Genomic DNA, 24,627 nt, shown 5'->3' on the forward strand with positions numbered 1-24,627 from the left:
GCGCTCTCCATCAGGGATGGTGAGTGAAGAGCGCTCGGAAAAGGAAAACGGAATTAGTGGCTGGTCTGCTCTTTGAGCAGGGCGTCGTGCTGACGCAGACCCTGTTTCTTGGCGTAGAACATCAGGATGATGAGCGACACCACGAAGGTAGCGGTGAGGTTGGAACCCTTGGCCCCCATCAGGGCCACCAGGCAGAACACGCAGGCGACACCGGAGAAGATCATGGCGCCGATGCTGCGGGAGGTCATGCCTTCAAAACGGATCAGGTTAATGCTGGAGTAGAAGTAAGGCAGCATGGTCAGCAGCACCGCATCTGTGGTCAGCACGTTGAAGAGATCGGCCGCGTGGGCGGACTGGGAGGTGAAGGCGGTCAGGCCGACCATCAGCGCAGTCATCTTGAGGGAGCCCAGGATCAGACCCTTCTTGGCGACGCCGTTCTTGTCCACTTCGCCGTAGATTTTCGGGAAGTTGCCGTCGTGGGCGGCACGCTTGCCCGCCTCGCCCACCAGCATCATCCAGGAACCCAGCGAGGTGAAGCAGGCCAGGGCGGTGAAGGCGGAGACGAACGGTGCAGACCAGCTGCCGAAGATGGCGGAAGAGGCCATGGCAAACGGGGCACCGGAGGCAGCCACTTCACCGGCCGGGAACATGCCGCTGATCACCTGGGTAGAGAGGATGTAGATGACGCCAGCGATACCGGTGCCCAGCATGGTGGCGAGCGGTACGGTGCGCTTGGGGTTCTTCACCATGCCGGAAGAGACGGCGGCGGACTCCACGCCCACGAAGGACCAGAGGCAGATCAGCACGGCGCTGATGACCGCATGCAGGTCGCTGCCGCTGGTGGTGTTCCAGTTCTGGCTGTAGACGGTGGCATCAAAGTGACCCCAGCCCATCACGGCAGTACCCACTACCGGCAGCAGGATCAGCACCAGACCCAAAGTACAGAGCCGGCTCACCCAGCTGCCGCCAAGCAGGTTGACGAAGGTGAAGATCCAGACGGCGGCGATGGTGGCCGCGGCGGCCGGGATCGGGCTGTTGAGAATGGGGAAGAACACGGAGAGGTAGGAGACGCCGGTAATGGCGATGGCCAGGTTGCCGATCCAGTTGGCGTGGTAGTAGAGCACCCCGGTCTGGAAACCGAACACCGGAGAGATCTCGCCGGCGTAGGCGATGGGGCCGCCCTCTTGCGGGTTCTTGGTGGCGAGGCGGGCAAACACGAAGGCCAACCCCATGGCGCCGACCAGGCAGATGGCCCAGCTGAACACAGAGATGGAACCTATGGTGGCCAGGGCCGAGGGCAGCAGTGCAATACCGCTCCCCATCATGTTGCCGGCCACCACACCTGTACAGGCGACAAGGCCGATCTTCTTGCTCGTATCTAGGGACATAAAATCTCCGGGTCGATATTAAGGCATCAAACACACGCTTGGCGGAGCCTCCCGCCAACCAATGGCCACAGACTAGGCTCCTCGGCCCCGGAAAACATAAAGACCAGCTAAGGGATAAAAACATGAGTGAACTTTTTCGACCGGGCGACCGAAGTCGATAAAAACACTTTAAAAACAAGCAGCTGACTAATGCGTCATCGAGCACCTTGATAAAACCTTGATATCCGCCGCCCTCCTTGATGCGGCCGATAAGTGCCAGTCGGCACGCCTTGATATTTTTCTGAGGGGCGCAGCGGCATAAAGCGCGTCATTCATGCCCCATAGTGTCTGGCCATGCCCGGCAGACGGGTTCGCACGGTCCCTTCTGCTGGATGTTTTTGCTCTTCCCTCTGCCGTGGGCACGCTCTCGCCTTCGGCCGGTAGTGCTGGGCCGCCGCAACAGGCACCGGCTGGCGACCACAACCGCGCCGATCTCCAGGCTCAAGACAATATCAAGGCTGAGGTCGGGCACCTTGAGTGCCTGCAGCACGGTAAACACCGGCGCCAGCTCGGCTGGTTCGGCGGTTCAGAGGTTCGGCGGGGAGACAGAGAGACAGTTCGATGCTGGCGCCAAGGATGGCGGCAACCATGGGTCATGCCTGCACAGGGCAGACCTGGGATGGGGACGGCTGAGAGATGATGTCAGACGGCGCACCCGCCGGCGCCCCTCAGGCAACCGGCAGGGATCGCCACCTTGGCGACAGGGCCTGGATGGCCCCGGCAGGAATCAGAACAGCTTCACCTTGCTCTGGCCAAGGGCATTGAACAGGGCCGGGGTGAGGGTTTCCATATTGCTGTAAAAACCGAGCTGCTGGCAGAGCAGATAGGTCTGCTCGGTCGCCTCCATCAGGAAGGCCTGGCTGTAGGCATCCCCCGCCGCCTCGGGGCGGCCATCCAGCTCGGCCAGCTTGCCGCGCAGAATGTGATAGAGCACGGAGCGGCCCCGGCTGGCGGCCTCGGCCAGCAGGCGGGTAGCCTCCTGCTGCTGTCCGTTCAGGATCGCCTGCAAGGTGAGGGCCTCCCAGACCCGGGCCGGCAGGGCGGCCTGATCCCGTACCACGCTGGCCAGATGGGTCCCTATGCCCTGCAGGCGCTCGCTCTGGGGCGTCCCCGTCAGGGTCGCCAGCGCCTCCCCGGCCAGATAGCGCTCCGCCAGCAGCAACGGCTGATCCGGCTGACTGGCCAGCGACTTGTCGAGCAGCTCGACGCCGCGCCTGAGGGCCACCGGATCCTGGCTGTTGATGTAGTAGTGCGCCTCCATCATGGCCATCAGCGCCCCGTCATCCGTCGGCCAGCCCATGCCGGGCAGCACGTCCGGCTGATCGAGGGCGCGCAGCAGATCCTGACTGCTCGCCTGCAACACCCCGTGCACGTTGTGACGGCTGAGCTGGTACTGGTGGCTGAACAGCACCCGGTTGGTGTTGATATTGCGGTACTCCAGATCGAGATAGGTGCCCCCCGGCTGGCGGGAGACCCGCACGCTCAGCTCCTTGCCGGGCAGGATGCCCCCCATCAGAGTGTTGGCACCATACTGCACCCGCAGCGGCGTGGCGGCGGCCACCTCCCCCATCAGGGCGCGGGTGATGCCGTCGGCCAGGCGCACGTTCTCGTTGCTGCCATCCATGCCGGAGTGAAAGCGAAATACCAGCAGGTCGGGATCCAGCATGGAGTGCACCTGGGGGCTGGCGTGCTGATAGCTGAGCAGGCTGACGATGGAGACCAGGATCACCGCCACGAAGACATCGAAGCCGATCATCTTCCAGCGGCTGCGGCCATCCTGGGCGTGACTCGAGATGGCCCGGGTCAGCGGGCCGGCCGGGAAGGGGGCTGCGGTGACCACAGCCTCCGCGTCCTCCTCCGCCAGCGGCGGGCTCGGATCGCTCTGGATCTCGTCGCCGGCTGGCGCCATCACCACCGACACAACTTGCAGCGGCCGCACCGGCGCCACTAGCTTGTAGCCGCGCTTGGGCACGGTGACTATGTAGTCGGCGGCATCGTTGCGACCGTCTTTAAGGATCTTGCGCAGCTCGAAGATGGACTGGGTCACCACCTGATCGGTCACTTCGGCGCCATCCCACACCTCGTTGATCAAGCAGTCGCGCCCAAATACCGTGCCGGCATTGCTGGCCAGGAAGCGCAACAGATTGACCAGCCGGGGCTCGAGGTAGACCTCGCGGTCGGGACGACACAGCATGTTGTCGTCGACGCTCAGGGTCCAGTCATGGATCTCAAAAACCGATTCGCTCATGATTCACTCGCTGCAGATGGAGACGATGCACGATGAGAGTGACGTAACACCGGGGCGGCTGGACGCAGCAGGGTGCTGCACAAGACTGGGCCGCCGGGAAGGTGAACATTCCTGTGAGTCAGGCCGGGCTGGCCTGTTTACGTCCGCAGAGCGTCCTTGCGGGCATGCCGATCGGGTCGATCGGAAACAATCACTTTAAGCAAAACGGGAGCGGGATCCCACTTTTTTTGGCCACAAATCGCCGTTGAATTGATCCAACAGGGGGGTTTTCGGCAAACATCGTGCCAATAGGTATCCATATGAACAGGATTTTTCACTGCCCCGCTCTCGCCCAAACGCTCGCCCAAAAAAAGAAGGCCCCCGCAGAGCGGGGGCCTTCCAGCATGGAGCGACGCCGAAGCGCTTAGCAGTAGCCGTAGCCCAGCAGGCGCTGGTAACGCTGCTCCAGCAGCTGCTCGGTCTCGAGCGGACGCAGGGCGTTCAGATCCTGCTGAATGCGGTCTTTCAGGCGCTTGGCCATCTTTTCCACATTGCGGTGGGCGCCACCGAGCGGCTCCTCGACGATGTTGTCGATGAGTTTCAGCTCCTTCAGACGCTGGGCGGTGATGCCCATGGCATCGGCCGCGACCGGCGCCTTGTCGGCGCTCTTCCACAGGATGGAGGCGCACCCTTCCGGCGAGATGACCGAGTAGGTGGAGTACTGCAGCATGTTGACGCGATCGCCGACACCGATGGCCAGGGCGCCGCCGGAGCCACCTTCACCAATCACGGTGCAGACTACCGGCACGGTCAGACCGGCCATCACTTTCAGGTTGCGGGCAATCGCCTCGGACTGGCCGCGCTCTTCAGCACCTACGCCAGGATAGGCGCCCGGGGTGTCGATGAAGGTGATGATCGGCATCTTGAAACGCTCGGCCATCTCCATCAGGCGCAGGGCCTTGCGATACCCTTCCGGGCGCGGCATGCCGAAGTTGCGCTTGATCTTCTCCTTGGTCTCGCGCCCCTTCTGGTGACCGATGACCATCACCGGCTCGCCGTCGAGACGGGCGATGCCGCCGACGATGGCCTTGTCATCGGCATAGGCGCGATCGCCGGCCAGCTCGTCGAAGTCGGTGAAGATGTGCTCGATGTAGTCGAGGGTATAGGGGCGCTGGGGATGACGCGCCATCTGGGATACCTGCCAGGCCCCCAGATCGCCGAATATCTTCTTGGTCAGCTCTTCGTTTTTCTTCTCCAGCCGACGGATCTCTTCTTTAAGATCCACGGCGTGATTGCCTTCACTCACATGACGGAGTTCGTCAATCTGCGCCTGCAACTCGGCGATCGGCTGTTCAAAATCCAGAAAAAGACTCATAGGGACTATAGATCCTCTAATCAAAAACCAATTCAACCCGCTCTCGTCCAAGCAGGACGCGCAAGTCATCTATCAGTTGATCGGTGGGCGTCACCCGCCACTCGGTACCGAGCGTCAATCGCACCCGGGAGTCGGGGCGACGATAGTTTACCTGAACCGGACAAACTCCGGCACGGGCGGGTTCCAAAATCTCGCACAAACGCGGGAAAAAACGATCATCAATCTGCTGTTCATCGAGAGAGATGCGGATCGCCCTGGCAAAACGCTCTCTCGCATCGTTGATATCCAGTAATTCACGGGCCGACATTTTAAGGCCACCGGAGAAGTCATCAAAGCTGACCTGTCCAGAAACCACCAAAATACGGTCTTTTTGCATCAATTCTTCATACTTTTCCAACGCTTCACTGAACAGGGTCACATCGAGGCGACCGGAACGGTCGTCCAGGGTGAAGATCCCCATCTTGTTGCCACGCTTGGTCACCATGCTGCGCGCCGCAATCACCAAGCCGGCGGCCGTGGTCACGGTATCGCGGGAGGTGGGGTGCAGATCGCACAGCCGGCCCGAGGTATAACGACGCAGCTCGCCGCTGTACTGGTTGATGGGGTGACCGGTGAGGTAGAGCCCGAGGGTCTCGCGCTCCCCTTCCAGCCACACCTTGTCAGGCCAGTGCGGTACGTTGGCGAACGCCTTCTTGACGTCGTCTATCTCTTCGGTGAGCACGCCGAACATGTCGACCTGACCCACCGCCTGCGCCTTGGCGTGCTGCTCGGCGGCGCGCATCGCCTCCTCGAGCGTCGCCATCAGGGCGGCGCGGTGGGGACCGAGCCGGTCCATGGCGCCGGAGAGGATCAGCTTCTCCATCACCCGCTTGTTGAGCTTCTTGATGTCGACCCGGTTGCAGAAGTCGAACAGATCGCGAAACGGCCCGTCCCGATCCCGCGCTTCCAGGATCGCATCGATGGGGCCTTCCCCCACCCCCTTCACCGCACCGATGCCGTAGACGATGTGACCATCTTCGTTGACGCTGAAGCGGTAGCGACCGGTGTTGACGTCCGGCGGGATCACGGTCAACCCCATCCGCTGGCACTCATCCACCAGGGTCACTATCTTGTCGGTGTTGTCCATGTCGGCGGTCATCACCGCCGCCATGAACTCCGCCGGGAAGTGGGTCTTGAGCCAGAGGGTCTGGTAGGAGACCAGCGCATAGGCGGCGGAGTGGGATTTGTTGAAGCCGTAGCCCGCAAACTTCTCCACCAGATCGAAGATCTTCATCGCCAGTTCGCCGTCGACGCCGTTCTTGACCGCGCCCTCCTCAAAGCCGGCCCGTTGCTTGGCCATCTCTTCGGGTTTTTTCTTGCCCATCGCCCGGCGCAGCATGTCCGCGCCACCCAGCGTATAACCCGCCAGGGTCTGGGCAATCTGCATCACCTGCTCCTGATAGAGGATGATGCCGTAGGTGGGTTCCAGAATGGGCTGCAGACTCTCGTGCTGCCACTTCTCGTCCGGATAGGAGATGGCCTCCTTGCCGTGCTTGCGCTCGATGAAGTTGTCCACCATGCCCGACTGCAGCGGGCCCGGGCGGAACAGCGCCACCAGTGCGATCATGTCTTCGAAGCAGTCAGGCTGCAGCCGCTTGATGAGATCCTTCATGCCGCGGGATTCGAGCTGGAATACCGCGGTGGTCTCGTAGCGCTGCAGCAGGTCGAACGAGCGCTTGTCGTCGATGGGGATGGCGGCGATGTCGACCGGCGGCTTGCCCTCTTTGGCAAGGCGCGGGTTTATCATGCCGAGCGCCCAGTCGATGATGGTGAGCGTGCGCAGACCGAGGAAGTCGAACTTCACCAGCCCCGCGTACTCCACGTCGTTCTTGTCGAACTGGGTGACCGGGTGATGGCCTTCGTCATCACAGTAGAGCGGCGCGAAGTCGGTGATCTTGGTGGGCGCGATCACCACGCCACCGGCGTGTTTACCGGCGTTGCGCACCACCCCTTCGAGGCGGCGCGCCATGTCGATCAGGTCCTTGACCTCCTCGTCCTGCTCGTAGAGCTCGGGCAGCTTGGGTTCGGCCTCGAACGCCTTGGCCAGGGTCATGCCCGGATCCGGCGGAATGAGCTTGGAGATGCGATCGACAAAACCATAGGCGTGGCCCAGCACCCGGCCCACGTCCCGCACCACCGCCTTGGCCGCCATGCTGCCGAAGGTGATGATCTGCGATACCGCCTCCCGGCCGTACATCTCGGAGACGTGGTCGATCACCTCGTCGCGCCGGTCCATGCAGAAGTCCACGTCGAAGTCGGGCATGGATACCCGCTCGGGGTTCAGGAAACGTTCGAACAGCAGGTCAAATTCCAGCGGATCCAGATCGGTGATCTTGAGAGCGTAGGCCACCAGGGAACCTGCCCCCGAGCCCCGGCCCGGGCCAACGGGGATGCCGTTGTCCTTGGACCACTGGATAAACTCCATCACGATGAGGAAGTAACCCGGGAAGCCCATCTGGTTGATCACTTTGAGCTCGATGTCGAGACGATCGTCATACTCGGGACGGCGCTCGGCCCGCACCGCCGGATCCGGGAACAGGAATTCCAGCCGCTCCTCCAACCCCTCTTTCGACTTCATGACCAGGAAGTCTTCGGTGGTCATGTCACCGGTCGGGAAGTTGGGCAGGAAGTATTCGCCGAGGCGCACCGTCACGTTGCAGCGCTTGGCGATCTCCACCGTATTCTCCAGCGCCTCGGGGATGTCGGCAAACAGCTCCGCCATCTCCTCCTGGCTGCGCAGATACTGCTGCGGGCTATAGCGACGCGGCCGGCGCTTGTCCATCAGGGTATAGCCGTCGTGGATGGCAACCCGGATCTCGTGGGCATCGAAGTCATCGGCGGTGAGGAATACCACCTCGTTGGTGGCCACCACCGGCAGCGCGAACTCGGTGGCAATGGCCACCGCCATGTGCAGGTAGACCTCTTCATCGGGGCGGCCGGTACGCAGCAGCTCCAGGTAATAGGCGTCGGGGAAGTGGCTCTGATAGAAGGCGAGACACTGCTCGGTCATCTGCCGGTTGCCCTTGAGCAGGAACTTGCCCACGTCCCCCTCGCGCCCGCCGGAGAGCACGATCACTCCCTTGGCGTGCTCGGCCAGCCAGGCCTTGTCGATGACCGGGCGCCCCTGCACGTGACCGCGCTGATAGCCGCGGGAGATGAGCAATGTGATGTTCTGGTAGCCGTCATTGTCCATGGCGAGCAGGGTGAGGCGGAACTGCTCGTCGCCAAGCTCGTCACTCTGCACCCAGAAGTCGGCCCCGACGATGGGCTTGACGCCCTTGCCGTGGGCGGCGCCGTAGAAACGCACCAGGCCGCACATGTTCATCTGGTCGGTCAGCGCCAGCGCCGGCATGTTGTTGGCCGCCGCCGCGCCGACGATGGGATTGATCTTCTGCAGGCCGTCGACCATGGAGAAGTCGGAGTGGACCCGCAGGTGGATAAAACGGGGTTCAGCCATCGTCATCCCCTCTCGTTGCTCGGACTAAATTGCATGGTCTATTCGATCCCCAGTGCGCGACGCACCGGTTTGAAACTTTTGCGATATTCGGGCAGCGGGCCGCGCTCGGCCAGGATGGCGAGGTGTTCCGCGGTCGGATAGCCCTTGTGACGGGCAAAACCGTACTCGGGATGACGGCTGTCCAGCTCGGTCATCTCCGCATCGCGAGTCACCTTGGCCAGAATCGAGGCGGCGCTGATGGCAGCCACCAGGCTGTCACCCTTGACCACGGCGCGTGCTTCCATCGGCAAACTTGGGCAGCGGTTGCCGTCGATGAAGACCAGCTCGGGCGCGATGGAGAGCCCCGCCACGGCGCGCTGCATCGCCAGCATGGTGGCGTGCAGGATGTTGAGCTCGTCGATCTCCGCCGGGCTGGCACGGCCGACGGACCAGGCCAGCGCCTTCTCTTTGATCTCGTCAAACAGGGCGAGGCGCTTCTTCTCGGAGAGCTTCTTGGAGTCGTTCAGCCCGATGATGGGATTGGCCGGGTCAAGAATCACCGCGGCGGTGACCACGTCACCCACCAGCGGGCCACGGCCCACCTCGTCCACACCGGCAACCAGCCTGTCGTCAGGAATATCGATCATCATCTTGTAGCCTTGAATCAAAACAGGCCCCGCAGGGCCTGGCGTCACGTTGGCGCAGCCCCTGCGGCCGCCCTGAAGTTATCTGCCGAGCAGCTCGGCCACCGCTTCGGCCGCCTGCTGATCCGCATTGCAGCGGATGAGTTGGTGCAGCTCGGTGAAGGTGTTCACCAGCGCGCTGTTGTCGTGCTCGAAGAACTTGCTCACCTCGATCACCAGATTCTCCGGGGTGCACTCGTGCTGGATGAGCTCGGGCACCAGCATGCGACCGGCCAGCAGGTTGGGCAGGGAGACGAATTCGGTCTTCACCAGCCGCTGGGCCAGCCAGTAGCTGAACGGCTTGAGCTTGTAGCCCACCACCATCGGCTTTTTCACCAGCATGGCTTCAAGCGCCGCGGTGCCGGAGGCCAGCATCACCACGTCGGCGGCGATCATCGCCTCACGGCCCTGCCCTTCCAGCAGCACCATGTCGAGATCCGGCGCCAGTTCGGCCTTGATGGCCAGGAACTGCTCGCGCCGCTTCTGGTTGACCAGCGGCACGATGAAACCGAGATCCGGATAGCGCACCGTCAGGTGTTTGCAGGCATCGAGAAACAGGGGCGACATAAAGCCCACCTCGGCACTGCGGCTGCCCGGCAGCACCGCCAGCCAGCGCCGGTTGGCGTCGATGCCGAGGGTTCTGCGTACCGCGGCCTGATCCGGCACCAGCGGGATGTCGTCCGCCATGGTGTGGCCGACGAAACGGCAAGGGGCATCGAAGCGGTCGTAGAAGGCTTTCTCGAACGGCAGGAAGGCGAGCACCATGTCGGTGGCGGCCTTGATCTTGTGAATGCGGTTCTGGCGCCAGGCCCACACCGAGGGGCTGACGTAGTGAACCGTCTTGATACCGGCGCGGCGCAGTTTGAGCTCCACCCCGATATTGAAATCCGGAGCATCCACCCCGATGAAGATGTCGGGCGGATTGGCGATGAAGTGGCGCAGCAGTTCGCGGCGGACCTTGAGAATGCGCGGCAGACGGCCCAGCACCTCGGTGATCCCCATGACGGAAAGCTCTTCCATCTCGAACAGCGCCTTCACGCCGAGGGCCTGCATGCGCGGCCCGGCGATCCCTTCGAACTGCGCGTCCGGGTAGCGGGCCTGCAGCTCGCGCACCAGGCCGGCAGCCAGAATGTCGCCGGAAACCTCTCCGGCGACGATACCGATGCGAACGGGATCAGGCACGGATGATCCCGCGCTCGTTGTCTTTGAGGAAATCCACGTAGAGCTGGATGGCCGGCTCGCTGGCCGCCATCTCAGTCAGCACTGGCAGCACCTCTTCGATGGTCTTGCCGGAGCGGAAGATCTCTTTGTAGGCGCGCTTGACGGCGGAGATGGCCTCAGGCGTATAACCACGGCGACGCAGCCCCTCGGAGTTGACCCCGAACGGCTTGGCGTAGTTGCCAGCGGCCATCACGTAGGGCGGCACGTCCTTGTTGAGGGCGGCGCAGCCACCGACGAAGGCGTGGGAGCCGACGCGGCCGAACTGGTGGATCGCGGAGAGACCGCCGAAGATCACGAAATCGCCGATCACCACGTGGCCCGCCAGGGTCGCGTTGTTCGCGAAGATGCAGTTGTCACCGATGATGCAGTCGTGGGCCACGTGGACGTTGACCATGAACAGGTTGCCGCTGCCGATCCTGGTCAGGGACTGATCCTGGATGGTACCGCGGTGCACGGTGCAGTTCTCGCGAAAGACGTTGTTGTCGCCGATCTCGAGGAAGGTGCGCTCGCCGGCGTACTTCTTGTCCTGGCAATCCTCACCGATGGAGGTGTGCTGGAAGATCTTGTTGCCGCGACCAATCTTGGTCGGGCCCTTGATCACCACATGGGAGCTGACCCAGGTGTTGTCGCCGATTTCCACCTCGGCACCGATGACAGAAAAGGGGCCGATTTCAACCCCTTTACCGATGACGGCAGACTCATGGACGACGGCAGTATCGTGAATGATGGCAGTCTGGTCGATCACGTGTGTTAAACCTCGCGTTTGGCGCACATCAGCTCGGCGGTACAGACCACTTCACCGTTGACCGTGGCCACACCGGTGAACTTGGCGATACCGCGACGCTCTTTCAGGAATTCCACGTCGAGCACCAGCTGATCGCCGGGGCCCACCGGACGCTTGAAACGAGCGTTGTCGATTGAGGCAAAGTAATAGAGTTCGTTGGGAGACGGCTTGCCCACCATGGTAAACGCCAGGATACCGGTGGCCTGTGCCATGGCTTCCAGGATCAGCACGCCGGGGAACACCGGCTTGGCCGGGAAGTGGCCCTGAAAGATCGGCTCGTTGAACGAGACGTTCTTGATGGCACGCAAGGTCTTGCGCTCATCGCTGATCTCGTAGTTTTCCACCTTGTCCACCATCAGGAACGGATAACGGTGGGGCAGCAGATCCATTATTTCCTGGATACCCAGGCTCTTCTTTTCAGTAGTCAAAACAGTACCCTATACCAATCGTGATTATTCTTGGTCCAGCTTCTTCTCAAGCTTGCTCAACCGCTTGTGCATCTCTTCGATACGCATCACCCGGGCGGCGGTCTTGCGCCACTCTTTATTGGTTTGCAGGGGGATGCCGGAAGAGTAGACACCGGGCTCGGTAATGGGTCGCATCACCATGGCCATGCCGGTAACGGTGGCCTGGTCGCAGATCTCCATGTGCCCGTTAAAGACGGAGGCGCCGCCAATGATACAGTATTTGCCGACCTTGAGACTACCTGCCATCACGGTGGAGCCCGCCACAGCGGTGCCGTAGCCGATCTCGACGTTGTGGGCGATCTGGCACTGGTTGTCGATGATGACGTTGTCAGCGATGCGGGTATCTTCCAGCGCGCCGCGGTCGATGGTGGTGCAGGCACCGATTTCGACCCGGTTGCCGATGGTCACGCCGCCGAGCTGGGGGATCTTGATCCACTCGCCACGCTCGTTGGCATAACCGAACCCATCGGCGCCGATCACTGTGCCGGATTGAACCAGACAGTCGGTGCCCATGGTGATGTTGTGATACAGGGTGACGTTGGCCCACAACCGGGAGCGAGCTCCCAGTCGGGTATTCTTGCCAACGAAACAGCCCGGACCGATGCGCACATCATCCCCCAGCACCACGCCGGATTCGATCACCGCATTGGCCCCGATGGCCACTCTCTCGCCCAGTTGCACGTCTGCCGCGATGACCGCGCTCGGATGGATATCCGTGGCCGGCTGCGGGGTGGTGTCCAGCAGTTGGGCTACCCGGGCAAAGCCCACATAGGGGTCTTTGAGCACCAGGGCATTGGTGGGACAAAATGGCAGATCCGCTTCTGTAATGAGCACGGCGGTCGCCTTGCTCTGTTCCAGATAATGCCGGTACTTTTTATTGGACAGGAAGGTGATATCCCCCTCCCCGGCCTTTTCCAGTGTCGCTACCTTGCGGATTTCCAGGGTTCCGTCGCCATGGACCTGGGCCCCCAGTTGCTGGGCCAGCTGTGCGAGAGTGAATGCCATCAATTAGTTGCTCTTGCTTACCTGGGAAATAACCTGGGCAGAGATGTCCAGCTTGCTGGCGGCATACGGGGCGGCGTTGCGCTCCAGCACCAGATCGTAACCATTGCTCTTGGCGATGGAATCGATGGCAGCCTGCACCTTGGTCAGGATCTTGTTGCGCTCTTCGGACTGACGGCGACCGTTGTCCTGTTCAAACGCCTGACGCTTCTGGTTGAACTCCATCTGCAGCTTGGCCAGCTTCTCCTGGTTCTGCTTCTTCTGCTCGGCGCTCATGAAGGCTTCGTCCTTCTTGAACTTCTCGACCAGTTTCTGACCGTCGGATTCCAGCTTCTGCAGCTCACGCATGCGCGGCTCGAATTCGCCTTTCAGCTTCTTGGAGACTGCTTCACGCTGGGGCAGCTTTTGGAATACTTCGCCCATGTCGACCACGGCGATCTTGGTCTCGGCCAAGGCGGAGCCCATGCCGGCAGCCATCAGTGCAAAACTCAAACCAGCTACTTTCAACGCTTTATTCACACTTACTCCTTGTTCCCTCATGTGAGGGCTACCTGATTTACCTGATTATGCAAGTGGTACCCGGACCGACTTGTTACCTGGTGAGGCACGCAAGCTGCGCGTCCCATCATTGAATACCCCCACCGCTGGGTGGGGGCAGAGTCCGTCCTTAGAAGGTACGGCCGATGTTGAATGAGAAGAACTCGGTCCGGTCGCCCTCGTACTGCTTGAGCGGACGGGCAATCGCGAACACCAGCGGGCCCATCGGGGAGAGCCACTGCAGCGACAGACCGGCCGAGGCGCGGTAGTTGGTCGGATCCGAATAGTCGGCCAGATAGTTGCAGCCGCTGAAGCAACGGTTGCGGTACTGGTCATAGTCGAAGGTGGTATCCCACACGGAGCCGGCATCGATGAAGAAGCTGGTCCGCAGTTGCGGCTGATAGGTCTCGGACGCAAACGGCGTCGGCACTATCATCTCGAGGGAGGCGACCGCCAGGGCGTTGCCGCCCACCGAGCTGTCGGTGCCCTGGATGACATCGTTGCCGCTCAGGTTGTAGTAGTAGAGCGCCTTCGGACCCACGGTATTGCTCTTGAAGCCGCGCAGGGTATCGAAACCACCGGCGAAGTAGTTCTCGAAGAACGGCAATACGTGGTCATAGCTGCCGTTGCTGCCGTAGCCGTTGCCGTAGGAGGCACGCGCCTTGGCCATCAGCACCCACTTGTGATCCGCATCGAACGGGAAGTAGTGCGCGTCTTCGGCGTTGAGCTTGAAGTACTGCAGATCCATGCCCGGCACGGTCACCTTGGCGTTGACCCGCTGACGGTCACCGGCGGTCGGGAACTGGCCCTTGTTGAGGGTGGAACGGGTCCAGCCGGCGGTGACGTCGACGGTGTTGAACACCATGCGGTTGTCGCCATCCTTGTTCTCGCTGTACACCTTCCAGAACTCATCCACCTGCAGATAGGGGTTGGGCTGGGACAGTTTGTTGTTTTCGACCCCGAGGCTGAAGTCGAGACGGTTGTTCTCGTTGACCGGGAAACCACTGGAGAGACGGAAGCCGATGGTGGTGTTCTCGTAGTCCACGATGTTGGCGTCGGCCGCACTGAACTGGTTGTAGTAGAGACGACCGCCGAGGCTGACCCCGTCCACGGTGAAGTAGGGATCGTTGTAGCTGAGGTCGACGCTCTTGGAGTACTTGTTGGTACTGGCGGAGATACCGATCTTCTTGCCGGTCCCCATGAAGTTGTCCTGCTGCAGGCCCGCCTGCAGGCTCAGGCCCGATTCGGTACCGTAGCCCACACCGGCGTTGATGGAACCGGCCGGCTGCTCCTTGACCTTGAAGTCCAGATCGACCTGGTCATCGCTGCCTGGCACCCGCTTGGTGTCCACTTCGGCCGTTTCGAAGAAGCCGAGGCGGTTGAGACGGGTCTTGGACTGCTCGACGCTGTCGGAAGAGAGCCAGGTGCCTTCCATCTGACGCATCTCGCGGCGCAGCACTTCGTCCTTGGTGGTGACGTTGCCGGTGAAATTGATGTTGCGCACATAGACGCGGGGGCCCGGCTCGATGTTGACGATGAGCTCCACTTCCTTGGTCTTATCGTTGACCTGCGGGAAGGTGACCACTTTCGGGTAGGCGTAGCCGTAACGACCGAGGAACTTGGAGAGCACCTCTTCGGTGTGAGTCACCTGGCTGGCGGAGTAGATGCTGCCAGTCTCGATGGGGATGAGCCCCTTCATCTCGCCGCCGCGGTCGATCAGATCGCCCTTGAGCTGAATGCCGGACACCTTGTACTGATCCCCTTCCTTGACGTTGAGGGTGACGTAGACCCCCTTCTTGTCCGGGGTCATGGAGACCTGGGTCGACTCCTGGGTAAAGCGGATGTAACCGCGGTCCATGTAGTAGGAGCGCAGGGTTTCGATGTCACCGGCCAGCTTCTGCTTCTGGTAGCGCTGGTCACCGGTGAAGTTCCACCAGGGCACGTCGTCCTTGAGGGAGAGCTGGGCCAGCAGCTTCTCTTCCGGGAACACGTTGTTGCCGACGATGTTGATCTGCTGGATCTTGGCCGCTTCCCCTTCCACGAAGGTGAACTTGAGGTCGACCCGGTTGCGCGGCAACGGGGTGACGATGGCCTTGACCTTGGCGGAGTACTTGCCCACGCCGTAGTAGAAATCTTCCAGCCCCTTCTCGAGGGAGCTCAGCACGGTACGATCCAGCGGATCACCCACCCGAATGCCGGAGGACTCCAGGCTCTGGGTCAGCTGCTCTTCCTTGATATCCTTGTTGCCGGAGAACTCGATGCTGGAGATGGTCGGCCGCTCTTTGACCGCCACTTGCAGCACCTGGCCGTCGCGGTAGACCTTGACGTCCTCGAAGTTGCCGGAGGCATAGAGCTTCTTGATGGCGTTGGCCAGCGTCACGGAATCGACGGAATCGCCCACCCGGATCGGCAGGTTCAGCAGGGCGGCCCCCAGGGTCACCCGCTGCAGACCTTCAACCTGAATATCTTGCACCACAAAAGAGGCAGGGGCCGCCTGGGCCAGGAAACTGGCACCCAGCAGGCAACTCAACACCAATGCTTTTTTAACAGCCATTTTGTTCTTATGTGTCCTTGTTGATGCTCTGGCCTCAGAGGCGAGCGAAATCATTAAACAGCGCAATACCCATCAGTAACATCAGAATGGCGGCGCCAATCCGGAAACCCACTTCCTGAATTTTTTCTGATACCGGCTTGCCGGTGACCGCCTCGATGAGGAAGTAGACCAGATGGCCACCGTCCAGCACCGGCAGGGGGAACAGGTTGATGATCCCCAGGTTGACGCTGATCAGCGCCAGAAAGCCGAGAAAGTAGACCAGACCGTAGTCGGCACTGCTGCCCGCGCCCTTGGCAATGGAGATGGGGCCGCTCAGGTTGTCCAGCGAGACGATGCCACCAATCAGCTTGCCGATCATGTCGAAGGTCAGGGTGGTCAGGCTCCAGGTCTTCTGGGCGCCCTGCCACAGGGCTTGCAAAGGCCCATACTGTAACAGAATCCGATACTCATCCGGTAATGGAACCAGTTGCGGCGACAGGCCGACAAAACCGACCAGCTGGCCCCGCACCTTCTTGGCATCCGGCGTCAGGGTCAGGGTCAGCTCGCTGCCCGCCCGTTCGACGGTCACCTCAAGCGGCTGCTGGGGCGACTGCTGCACCTGGTGGACAAACTGGGCCCACTCGGTGATCTCCTGCTCCCCTACCCGCTTGATGCGATCGCCCGCCTGAACGCCGGCCTTCTCGCTGGCGCTCGCGGCCACCACCGCATCGACCACCGGCAGCACCTTGCCACCAAGCGGCACTATGCCCAGGCTGCCGATGGGAGACTCCTTGTCGGGGTCAAACTTCCAGCCGGCCAGCTGCAGGGTCTTGTCCACCGCGTAGCTGGTGTTGGCCGCCTTGAGCTTGAGCTGGACCGAGTCATCGCCAAGGTGGCTGATGAGGGCATAGGTCACGCTCTCCCAGTCACCGGTCTCCTCGCCGCCGACGCCGACGATCTCCATGCCGGGCTCCACCCCGGCCGCCGCCACGATGGAGGCGGGACGCACCTCCCCCACCACGGGTTTGACGGCGGGCACGCCGATCATGAACATCAGCCAGAGGGCGAACAGGGCAAACACGAAGTTGGCCATGGGACCGGCAGCGACGATGGCCATCCGCGCCCAGACGCTCTTGTGATTGAAAGCGTGCTGCTCGTCACCGGGTTTGAGCTCGTCCACCCGGCCGTCCAGCATCTTGACGTAACCGCCGAGGGGGATCAGGGCCAGTACGTACTCGGTGCCATCCTTGCCGAGCCGACGCCAGATGGCCTTGCCGAAACCGATGGAGAAACGTTCGACCTTGACGCCGCAACGACGGGCCACCCAGAAATGGCCGAATTCATGTACCGCAACCAGCAGCCCGAGGGCGACGATAAAGGCACCGATGTTCCACAACACACCGCCCATCAGCCCATCACCTCGCTTTCATGCATGGTCCTGTCTCCGACAATCAGGGTGAAGGCAGCACAATGCCACGAAACAGCTCTCATCAGCTAAGCTCCTCAATCAAATTGTGAGCACGGGCACGGGCCGCCCCATCCAGCGCAATCAAATCGTCCAGCGAACCGGCCGCCGTACCGCCCAGGGCGAGCATGGTGGCCTCATTGACTCTGGCAATATCCATAAAACCGATCCGCTCTGCAAGGAAAGCCGCCACGGCCTCCTCGTTGGCGGCATTGAGGGCCGTGGTTGCAGCCTGCCCCTGCTGACAGGCATGCATGGCAAGCTGCAGGCAGGGATAGCGCTCATAGTCGGGACGGATAAAGCTGAACTCTCCGACACTGAAGAAATCCAAAGGTTCCACACCGGACTCGATTCGAGCCGGATAGGCCAGCGCGTGGGCGATGGGGGTGCACATGTCCGGATTGCCGAGCTGGGCCAGCACGGAGCCGTCCTTGTACTGCACCATAGAGTGAATCACCGACTGGGGATGGATCACCACCTGGATCTGCTCGGGCGCCGCGTTGAACAGCCAGCGCGCCTCGATATACTCCAGCCCCTTGTTGATCATGGTGGCGGAGTCGACCGAGATCTTGGCCCCCATGGACCAATTGGGATGGGCGATGGCCTGAGCCGGGGTGACGCCGGCCAGCTCAGCGATGTCGGTATAACGGAACGGGCCGCCGGAGCCGGTCAGCAGGATCTTGCTGATGCCCGCTCCCGCCAGGTCGCAAAAGCCCGGCTGGCGCTGGATGGCCTCGGGCAGGCACTGGAAAATGGCGTTGTGTTCGCTGTCGATGGGCAGCAGCTTGGCCCCGTGCTCGCGCACCGCCTCCATGAAGAAGGCGCCGGACATCACCAGGGCCTCCTTGTTGGCCAGCAGGATGCGCTTGCCGGCACGCACCGCAGCCATGGTGGGCGCAAGCCCGGCGGCGCCGACGATGGCTGCCATCACGCTGTGGGCATCGGGGTGAGCGGCCACTTCGCACAGGGCGGCCTGGCCAGCCATGACGCGAGTCGCGCTGCCGTGGGTCTTGAGTTGAGCGGCCAGCTCGCTGGCGGCGGCCTCGTCCACCATGACGGCGAAGCGGGGAGAGAATTCGAGACAGTCGCGCAGCATGGCCTCCACGCTGCGGGCCGCGGTCAGCGCCAGCACCTGCCAGCGCCCCGGATTGTGCCGCAGTACCTTGAGCGTACTCTGACCGATGGAGCCGGAGGCTCCCAGAATCACCAGGTTATGCATCAAAACTCCCGCTGTATGACGAATGGATGGCGCCCGCCGCAGGCAAACGCATCAGGCTGAGCATCAAAACTCCTGGCTGAGCAGCAGATAGCTGAGCAGGAACACCGGCAGCGCGGCGGTCAGGCTGTCGATCCGATCGAGGATGCCACCGTGGCCGGGCAACAGGGTGCCTGAATCCTTGATGCCGGCTTCGCGCTTGAACATGCTCTCGGTGAGATCGCCCAGCACCGATGCCAGCACCGCCAGCAAGGAGCAGAACAGCACGATGGCCATCTTGGCGGGCACAAAGCCCATGAACCAGGTCACCCCGACCGCCAGCAGGCTGGCGGTAAACAGGCCGCCACACATGCCTTCGATGGTTTTGCCGGGGCTCACGGCCGGCGCCAGCTTGTGCTTGCCGAACGCCTTGCCGAAAAAATACGCGCCAGAATCTGCCGCCCAGACCAGTCCCATCACGAACAGCAGGATCCAGGCCCCCATCATGGGGTCGTGATAGAAGTTGTAACCACGGATGGCCACCAGGGACCAGAAGAAGGGGACCAGGGTCACCAGGCCAAACAGGGACTTGAGCCAGATGGACTCCTTCCACAGCTTGGCGCTCTGGGGATAGCGCAACACCAGCAGCAGCCCCAGCAGCCACCAGCTGACGGCGGTCCAGAGCACGCCCATCACCAGCGGATGCAGATGAGGAGTCCACAGCTGCTCCACCGGCAGCCAGAACAGGCTGGCCCCGAGCAGCAGGCAGTACACCAGCGGCAGCCACTGCTGCGGCTTGGCAGAGACGAAGCCGCTCCACTCGCGGCTGGCCAACAGAAATACCAGGGATGCCAACAGGGCAAAGAATTTCAACGGCAGAAAAAACAGCGCCCCCAACACCAGGGGAACCAGTAGCAATGCGGTAATAATTCGTTGTTTTAGCAAAAGAAGCCTCTCTCTTGGGAGGGGGGTTAGCCGGTCTGTTGCTCGGCGATCAATTCCCGGATCTGTTCACCCGTGCAGCCGAAACGACGCTCACGAGCCACGAAGGAGGCAACGGCCTCGCTGAACTCGGCCTCGTTGAAATCGGGCCACAGCACCGGGGTAAAATAGAGCTCGGCATAGGCGAGCTGCCATAACACAAAATTGCTGATGCGATGATCGCCCCCGGTGCGGATCAGCAGATCCACCGGCGGCAGGTCGGCCATGCATACCTCGCGGCCAAGCATGGCTTCATCTATCTGGTCGGCAGCCAGTTCCCCGCTCGCCACGGCACGGGCCAGCTTGCGGGCCGCCTGGGCGATGTCCCACTGACCACCATAATTGGCGGCGATATTGAGGGTCAGCCCCTGATTGTTGGCGGTCAGCGCCTCTGCCTTGGCAATTTTCGCCTGCAGACGCTCGCTGAAACGGGCGGTATCGCCGATCACCTTGAGCCGGATGCCGTTGCTGTGCAGCTTCTTGACCTCACGGCCCAGCACCGTCATGAACAGCTCCATCAGGGCACTGACCTCCCCTTCCGGGCGACGCCAGTTCTCGCTGGAAAACGCAAACAGGGTCAGAGCTTCTATTTTGGCTCGCGCAGCAAAGGTTACCGCTTCACGAACAGACTTCACGCCTGCCTTGTGGCCATAGACCCGCATCTTGCCACGGTTCTGGGCCCAGCGTCCGTTGCCGTCCATGATGATGGCGACGTGACGAGGCAAGGACGAATTGGCGCAATCACCTACGGCTGCCAAAAGCGACATTCATTTCTCCCACAAAGACAAAAGCGCCGTGCAGGGGCACTACACGGCGCTCGTAATATACCTGTCAGAGGCTTAGATTTCCATTAGCTCCTTTTCCTTCAGGGCCAGTGCTTCGTCTACCAGCTTGATGAAGGAATCGGTCAGCTTCTGGATCTCTTCCTGAGCACGACGGTCGTCGTCTTCGGAGATCTCTTTGTCTTTGAGCAGCGCTTTCAGGTCGGCGTTGGCATCGCGACGGATGTTGCGCACGGCAACCCGGGCGCCTTCCGCTTCGGCACGCACGATCTTGGTCAGGTCGCGGCGACGTTCTTCGGTCAGCGGCGGCAGCGGCACGCGCAGGGTCTGGCCGTTGCTGGACGGGTTGAGGCCCAGATCGGAGGTCAGGATGGCCTTTTCCACCGCCTGGATCATGGAGCGGTCAAAGATGGAGATGGAGAGGGTGCGGGCATCTTCAGCCACCACGTTGGCCAACTGTTTCAGAGGAGTGGCCGCACCGTAATACTCCACCTGGATACCGTCGAGCAGGCTCGGGTGAGCGCGGCCGGTACGGATCTTGGACATCTGGGTCTTGAGCGACTCTACGCTCTTGGCCATGCGGTCCTTGGCGTCGTTTTTAATCTCGTTGATCACAGTGGTTTTCCTTTTGGCGAACGAGCCGTCAACCGGCCCGTATCTATCTTATTGGCTGGCGTCATGGACAAACGAGCCGAAGCTCACGCTTGTCTCACTTGCTGACGTGATGGATCAGGGTACCTTCCGGCTCGCCCATGATCACCCGACGCAGCGCACCCGGCTTGTTCATGTTGAACACCCGGATCGGCAGATCGTGGTCGCGGGCCAGAGTAAAAGCAGCAAGATCCATTACTTTGAGTTCTTTTTCAAGAACTTCATCATAACTCAGTTCATGGCACAGCACGGCATCCGGGTTCTTGACCGGATCGTCGGTGAACACGCCATCGACCTTGGTGGCCTTGAGCACGACGTCAGCTTCGATCTCGATCCCGCGCAGACAGGCCGCAGAATCGGTAGTGAAGAAGGGGTTGCCGGTACCGGCGGAGAAGATCACCACCTTGCCGGCGCGCAGCTGGCTGATGGCTTCGGCCCAGACATAGGAGTCACAGATGCCTTGCAGGGAGATGGCAGACATCAGACGGGCATTCACATAAGCACGATGCAGGGCATCACGCATGGCCAGACCGTTCATCACGGTAGCCAGCATACCCATGTGGTCGCCCACCACGCGGTTCATGCCCGCCTTGGCAAGACCGGCACCACGGAACAGGTTGCCGCCACCGATGACCAGACCGACCTGAACACCCAGCTCAACCAGTTCTTTGATCTCTTGGGCCATCCGATCCAGCACCGCCGGATCAATGCCAAAACCCTCGGATCCTTGCAGGGCTTCACCACTCAACTTCAGAAGAACACGTCTGTATGCAGGCTTGGGATTGGTACTCATGTCACTGATTCCTGGTCATATAAAGACCGCGACATAAGTCGCGGTCTGGGGAAACGGAAAAACCGGTTCGATTAGGCCTTTTGAGCGGCCGCGATTTGGGCTGCAACTTCCGCAGCGAAATCGGTCTCTTGCTTCTCGATGCCTTCGCCCACTTCGAAACGGGTGAAGGAAACAACGTCAGCGCCTTCTTTCTTCAGCAGCTCGGCAACGGTCATGGAAGGATCTTTCACGAACGGTTGACCAGTCAGGGAAACCTCACCGGTGAACTTCTTCATGCGGCCTTCAACCATTTTCTCGGCGATCTCTTTCGGCTTGCCAGAGTTGATGGCGATGTCGATCTGGATTTCGCGCTCTTTGGCAACGACTTCGGCAGATACATCTTCCGGCTTGACGAATTGCGGGCTGTTGGCAGCAACGTGCATGGCCAGATCTTTGGCCAGCTCGTCGGAACCACCGGCCAGCTTGGTGATAACACCGATGCGGGAGCCGTGAACGTAGGTGCCCAGGTTGTCACCTTCAACCAGCATCACGCGACGCAGGTTCATGTTCTCACCGATCTTGGCGATCAGGTTGGTGATGGTCAGCTCAACGGACTCGCCGTTGCCGAAGTCGGCGGCTTTCAGCGCGTCAACGTCAGCGATCTTCTGGGTAGCGGCGATTTCAACGATTTTCTGACCCATGGCCAGGAAGCCGGCATCCTTGGAAACGAAGTCAGTCTCGCAGTTCAGCTCGATCATGACGGCAACGTTGCCTTCGGTACGGGCGAAGATCACACCTTCAGCGGCGATACGGCCAGCTTTCTTGGCGGCTTTGGCCTGACCGGATTTGCGCATGTTTTCGATAGCCAGTTCGATATCACCGTTGGCTTCTTCCAGTGCTTTTTTGCAATCCATCATGCCAGCGGCGGTGCGCTCGCGCAGTTCTTTTACCAGGGCGGCAGAAATGTTTGCCATGTCCAGTATCCTCGGTCTTGAATTGACAAGAAACAGGGGCCACAAGGGCCCCTGCTAACCAATTACATCAGCTTGGTTAATAAGGGCTTTGCAGTCCTTATCAATTACTCAGCTTCAACGAAGCCATCTTGTTCGGCTTGAACAACGATGTCCTGAGCGCGGGCTTCCAGTACGGTGTCAGCAGCAGCATTCAGGTACAGCTGAACGGCACGGATAGCGTCGTCGTTACCCGGGATGACATAGTCAACGCCGTCCGGGTTGGAGTTGGTATCAACGATGGAAACTACCGGGATACCCAGGTTGTTGGCTTCTTTGATAGCGATGTGCTCGTGGTCGGCATCGACAACGAACAGAACGTCAGGCAGGCCGCCCATGTTCTTGATACCACCCAGGCTCTTCTCCAGCTTTTCCATTTCGCGAGTACGCATCAGCGCCTCTTTCTTGGTCAGCTTGTCGAAGGTACCGTCTTGGCTCTGGGTTTCCAGATCTTTCAGGCGCTTGATGGACTGACGAACGGTTTTCCAGTTGGTCAGCATGCCGCCCAGCCAGCGGTGGTTAACATAGAACTGGTCGCAACGCTCAGCGGCTTCTTTTACGGCTTCAGACGCGGCACGCTTGGTACCTACGAACAGTACCTTGCCCTTCTTGGCAGCTACGGAGCTGATGAAGTTCATGGCATCGTCAAACATCGGAACGGTTTTTTCCAAGTTGATGATGTGAACCTTGCTGCGGGCACCGAAGATGTAGGATTTCATTTTCGGGTTCCAGTAACGAGTCTGGTGACCGAAGTGAACGCCGGCTTGCAGCATGTCGCGCATAGAAACTTTAGCCATTTTATACCTCTATTGGGGTTAGGCCTCCACACATCCCATATAACCGACCCGTTAAGGCACCCCGGCATATGTGTCGATGTGTGTGTGTTGTTTAAGTAAGGGTGATGGAATGAGGACACAAGTTCCCCATTCCGGCGCGCTTTATACCATAACTTTGGTCAGGACACCACCAGCCGAACCGCTAAAAATGGATCCCTGGGCAGCATGCTGAAGCGCCGATTTGACGCTGTGATGACAATCACACTGGAAGTAAACGGGGGTTGGGGATAAAATTTTGGCCTGATTGCAAACGCATCTATTTTTCATTACCTGATTGCCGGACATCGATAGATGCGCGATCAGGTCCCAAGAGAGATCCCATGTCCATTAAAATCAAGACACCGGAAGAGATTGAAAAGATGCGCGTTGCCGGCCAACTGGCCGCCGATGTGCTGGTCATGATCGCCCCCCACGTCAAGGCGGGCGTCACCACCGACGAACTGAACACCCTCTGCCACGACTACATCGTCGACGTGCAGCAGGCCATCCCTGCGCCGCTCAACTACCACGGCTTCCCCAAGTCCATCTGCACCTCGGTGAACGATGTGATCTGTCACGGCATCCCGAATCACAAGAAATTGCGGGAAGGGGACATCATCAACCTGGACATCACCGTCATCAAGGATGGCTACCACGGCGATACCTCCGCCATGTTCATCGTGGGTGAGACCACCCCGCTGCGCCGTCAGCTGTGCAAGGTCGCCCAGGAGAGCCTCTACGCCGCCATCAAGCAGGTACGTCCGGGCATGTGCATCACCGAGATCGGCGCCGTGATCCAGCCCATCGTCGAGAAAGCCGGTTTCTCCGTGGTACGCGACTACTGTGGCCACGGCATCGGGGCCGAGTTCCATGAAGAGCCGCAGATCCTGCACTATCGCAACGGCGGCAAGCAGGAGCTCAAGCCGGGCATGTGCTTCACCATCGAGCCCATGGTCAACAGCAAGAAGTACCACTGCAAGGTCAATCCGAAGGATGGCTGGACCGTGACCACCAAGGATGGCGGCGACTCCGCCCAGTGGGAACACACCCTGCTGGTGACCGAGGATGGCTGCGAGGTGCTGACGCTGCGCCCGGATGACACTATCGACCGTCTCATCAAACACGGTTAACATCAAACCCCGGCCTCCCGCCGGGGTTTTGTTTTTATCAGCCGCGACCCCGTGCGAGAACAGCGCACTTGCGTGCGACAGTAGAGTGTGAGACG

The 24,627-nt window shown here is 60.8% G+C and carries 20 protein-coding genes; 1 reads left to right on the top strand and 19 read right to left on the bottom strand.

Annotated features, from left to right (window positions below; all coding sequences use genetic code 11):
* Positions 1-53: 53 nt before the first annotated feature.
* The 19 genes from cadB to rpsB all read right to left on the bottom strand — a co-directional run bounded on the left by cadB (position 54) and on the right by rpsB (position 23,384).
* Positions 54-1,388: a cadaverine/lysine antiporter gene (cadB, locus tag C2U40_RS15610; protein WP_024946039.1), complete on the bottom strand. Its 1,335-nt coding sequence runs from the start codon at positions 1,386-1,388 to the stop codon at positions 54-56.
* 766 nt (positions 1,389-2,154) lie between these two features.
* Positions 2,155-3,675, bottom strand: a complete 1,521-nt coding sequence (cadC, locus tag C2U40_RS15615) for a lysine decarboxylation/transport transcriptional activator CadC (RefSeq protein ID WP_103827239.1) — start codon at positions 3,673-3,675, stop codon at positions 2,155-2,157.
* Positions 3,676-4,078: 403 nt separating this feature from the next.
* Complete coding sequence (gene accA / locus C2U40_RS15620) at positions 4,079-5,029, bottom strand: acetyl-CoA carboxylase carboxyl transferase subunit alpha (protein WP_016349878.1); 951 nt, start codon at positions 5,027-5,029, stop codon at positions 4,079-4,081.
* Positions 5,030-5,045: 16 nt separating this feature from the next.
* Positions 5,046-8,525 (bottom strand): DNA polymerase III subunit alpha, encoded by a 3,480-nt coding sequence (gene dnaE, locus C2U40_RS15625; RefSeq protein ID WP_103827293.1) that lies wholly within the window; start codon positions 8,523-8,525, stop codon positions 5,046-5,048.
* A 38-nt stretch (positions 8,526-8,563) separates the two neighbouring features.
* Positions 8,564-9,154, bottom strand: coding sequence for a ribonuclease HII (rnhB, locus tag C2U40_RS15630; protein WP_026080161.1), 591 nt, complete (start codon positions 9,152-9,154; stop codon positions 8,564-8,566).
* A gap of 75 nt (positions 9,155-9,229) precedes the next feature.
* Positions 9,230-10,369, bottom strand: coding sequence for a lipid-A-disaccharide synthase (lpxB, locus tag C2U40_RS15635; RefSeq protein WP_045529383.1), 1,140 nt, complete (start codon positions 10,367-10,369; stop codon positions 9,230-9,232).
* Positions 10,362-11,153: an acyl-ACP--UDP-N-acetylglucosamine O-acyltransferase gene (gene lpxA / locus C2U40_RS15640; RefSeq protein WP_017408601.1), complete on the bottom strand. Its 792-nt coding sequence runs from the start codon at positions 11,151-11,153 to the stop codon at positions 10,362-10,364. The genes lpxB and lpxA overlap by 8 nt, the downstream gene beginning before the upstream one ends.
* A gap of 5 nt (positions 11,154-11,158) precedes the next feature.
* Positions 11,159-11,620, bottom strand: coding sequence for a 3-hydroxyacyl-ACP dehydratase FabZ (fabZ, locus tag C2U40_RS15645; RefSeq protein ID WP_010634777.1), 462 nt, complete (start codon positions 11,618-11,620; stop codon positions 11,159-11,161).
* 24 nt (positions 11,621-11,644) lie between these two features.
* Positions 11,645-12,664 carry a UDP-3-O-(3-hydroxymyristoyl)glucosamine N-acyltransferase gene (gene lpxD, locus C2U40_RS15650; protein ID WP_011705102.1) on the bottom strand — a complete coding sequence of 340 codons (1,020 nt, stop codon included), beginning with the start codon at positions 12,662-12,664 and terminating at the stop codon, positions 11,645-11,647.
* A gap of 3 nt (positions 12,665-12,667) precedes the next feature.
* Positions 12,668-13,180 carry an OmpH family outer membrane protein gene (locus C2U40_RS15655; protein WP_011705101.1) on the bottom strand — a complete coding sequence of 171 codons (513 nt, stop codon included), beginning with the start codon at positions 13,178-13,180 and terminating at the stop codon, positions 12,668-12,670.
* A 148-nt stretch (positions 13,181-13,328) separates the two neighbouring features.
* Positions 13,329-15,752: an outer membrane protein assembly factor BamA gene (gene bamA, locus C2U40_RS15660; RefSeq protein ID WP_039212963.1), complete on the bottom strand. Its 2,424-nt coding sequence runs from the start codon at positions 15,750-15,752 to the stop codon at positions 13,329-13,331.
* Between the two features lie 34 nt (positions 15,753-15,786).
* Complete coding sequence (gene rseP / locus C2U40_RS15665; protein WP_103827240.1) at positions 15,787-17,139, bottom strand: sigma E protease regulator RseP; 1,353 nt, start codon at positions 17,137-17,139, stop codon at positions 15,787-15,789.
* Between the two features lie 82 nt (positions 17,140-17,221).
* Positions 17,222-18,415: a 1-deoxy-D-xylulose-5-phosphate reductoisomerase gene (ispC, locus tag C2U40_RS15670; RefSeq protein ID WP_103827241.1), complete on the bottom strand. Its 1,194-nt coding sequence runs from the start codon at positions 18,413-18,415 to the stop codon at positions 17,222-17,224.
* A gap of 63 nt (positions 18,416-18,478) precedes the next feature.
* Entirely contained in the window at positions 18,479-19,336 is an 858-nt protein-coding gene (locus C2U40_RS15675; RefSeq protein WP_005303453.1) for a phosphatidate cytidylyltransferase, read from the bottom strand.
* A gap of 26 nt (positions 19,337-19,362) precedes the next feature.
* Positions 19,363-20,139 carry a polyprenyl diphosphate synthase gene (gene uppS, locus C2U40_RS15680; protein WP_011705097.1) on the bottom strand — a complete coding sequence of 259 codons (777 nt, stop codon included), beginning with the start codon at positions 20,137-20,139 and terminating at the stop codon, positions 19,363-19,365.
* 72 nt (positions 20,140-20,211) lie between these two features.
* Positions 20,212-20,769, bottom strand: coding sequence for a ribosome recycling factor (frr, locus tag C2U40_RS15685; protein WP_011705096.1), 558 nt, complete (start codon positions 20,767-20,769; stop codon positions 20,212-20,214).
* A gap of 94 nt (positions 20,770-20,863) precedes the next feature.
* On the bottom strand, positions 20,864-21,598 hold the full coding sequence (gene pyrH / locus C2U40_RS15690) for a UMP kinase (RefSeq protein ID WP_011705095.1): 735 nt from the start codon (positions 21,596-21,598) through the stop codon (positions 20,864-20,866).
* A gap of 71 nt (positions 21,599-21,669) precedes the next feature.
* Positions 21,670-22,551 carry a translation elongation factor Ts gene (gene tsf, locus C2U40_RS15695; protein ID WP_016349867.1) on the bottom strand — a complete coding sequence of 294 codons (882 nt, stop codon included), beginning with the start codon at positions 22,549-22,551 and terminating at the stop codon, positions 21,670-21,672.
* 104 nt (positions 22,552-22,655) lie between these two features.
* Positions 22,656-23,384 (bottom strand): 30S ribosomal protein S2, encoded by a 729-nt coding sequence (gene rpsB, locus C2U40_RS15700; RefSeq protein WP_005303470.1) that lies wholly within the window; start codon positions 23,382-23,384, stop codon positions 22,656-22,658.
* 359 nt (positions 23,385-23,743) lie between these two features.
* Between rpsB and map the strand changes: the two genes are divergently transcribed.
* Positions 23,744-24,532: a type I methionyl aminopeptidase gene (gene map / locus C2U40_RS15705; RefSeq protein WP_011705093.1), complete on the top strand. Its 789-nt coding sequence runs from the start codon at positions 23,744-23,746 to the stop codon at positions 24,530-24,532.
* The last annotated feature ends 95 nt before the right edge of the window (positions 24,533-24,627 follow it).

Source organism: Aeromonas sp. ASNIH4 (genome assembly GCF_002934425.1).
Taxonomy (GTDB): Bacteria; Pseudomonadota; Gammaproteobacteria; order Enterobacterales; family Aeromonadaceae; genus Aeromonas; species Aeromonas hydrophila.

Coding starts and splice junctions, on each gene's coding strand:
- cadB (WP_024946039.1), bottom strand. CDS start 1,388: ATGTCCCTAGATACGAGCAAGAAGATCGGCCTTGTCGCCTGTACAGGT.
- cadC (WP_103827239.1), bottom strand. CDS start 3,675: ATGAGCGAATCGGTTTTTGAGATCCATGACTGGACCCTGAGCGTCGAC.
- accA (WP_016349878.1), bottom strand. CDS start 5,029: ATGAGTCTTTTTCTGGATTTTGAACAGCCGATCGCCGAGTTGCAGGCG.
- dnaE (WP_103827293.1), bottom strand. CDS start 8,525: ATGGCTGAACCCCGTTTTATCCACCTGCGGGTCCACTCCGACTTCTCC.
- rnhB (WP_026080161.1), bottom strand. CDS start 9,154: ATGATGATCGATATTCCTGACGACAGGCTGGTTGCCGGTGTGGACGAG.
- lpxD (WP_011705102.1), bottom strand. CDS start 12,664: ATGGCATTCACTCTCGCACAGCTGGCCCAGCAACTGGGGGCCCAGGTC.
- bamA (WP_039212963.1), bottom strand. CDS start 15,752: ATGGCTGTTAAAAAAGCATTGGTGTTGAGTTGCCTGCTGGGTGCCAGT.
- rseP (WP_103827240.1), bottom strand. CDS start 17,139: ATGGGCGGTGTGTTGTGGAACATCGGTGCCTTTATCGTCGCCCTCGGG.
- ispC (WP_103827241.1), bottom strand. CDS start 18,415: ATGCATAACCTGGTGATTCTGGGAGCCTCCGGCTCCATCGGTCAGAGT.
- uppS (WP_011705097.1), bottom strand. CDS start 20,139: ATGTCGCTTTTGGCAGCCGTAGGTGATTGCGCCAATTCGTCCTTGCCT.
- pyrH (WP_011705095.1), bottom strand. CDS start 21,598: ATGAGTACCAATCCCAAGCCTGCATACAGACGTGTTCTTCTGAAGTTG.
- tsf (WP_016349867.1), bottom strand. CDS start 22,551: ATGGCAAACATTTCTGCCGCCCTGGTAAAAGAACTGCGCGAGCGCACC.
- rpsB (WP_005303470.1), bottom strand. CDS start 23,384: ATGGCTAAAGTTTCTATGCGCGACATGCTGCAAGCCGGCGTTCACTTC.
- map (WP_011705093.1), top strand. CDS start 23,744: ATGTCCATTAAAATCAAGACACCGGAAGAGATTGAAAAGATGCGCGTT.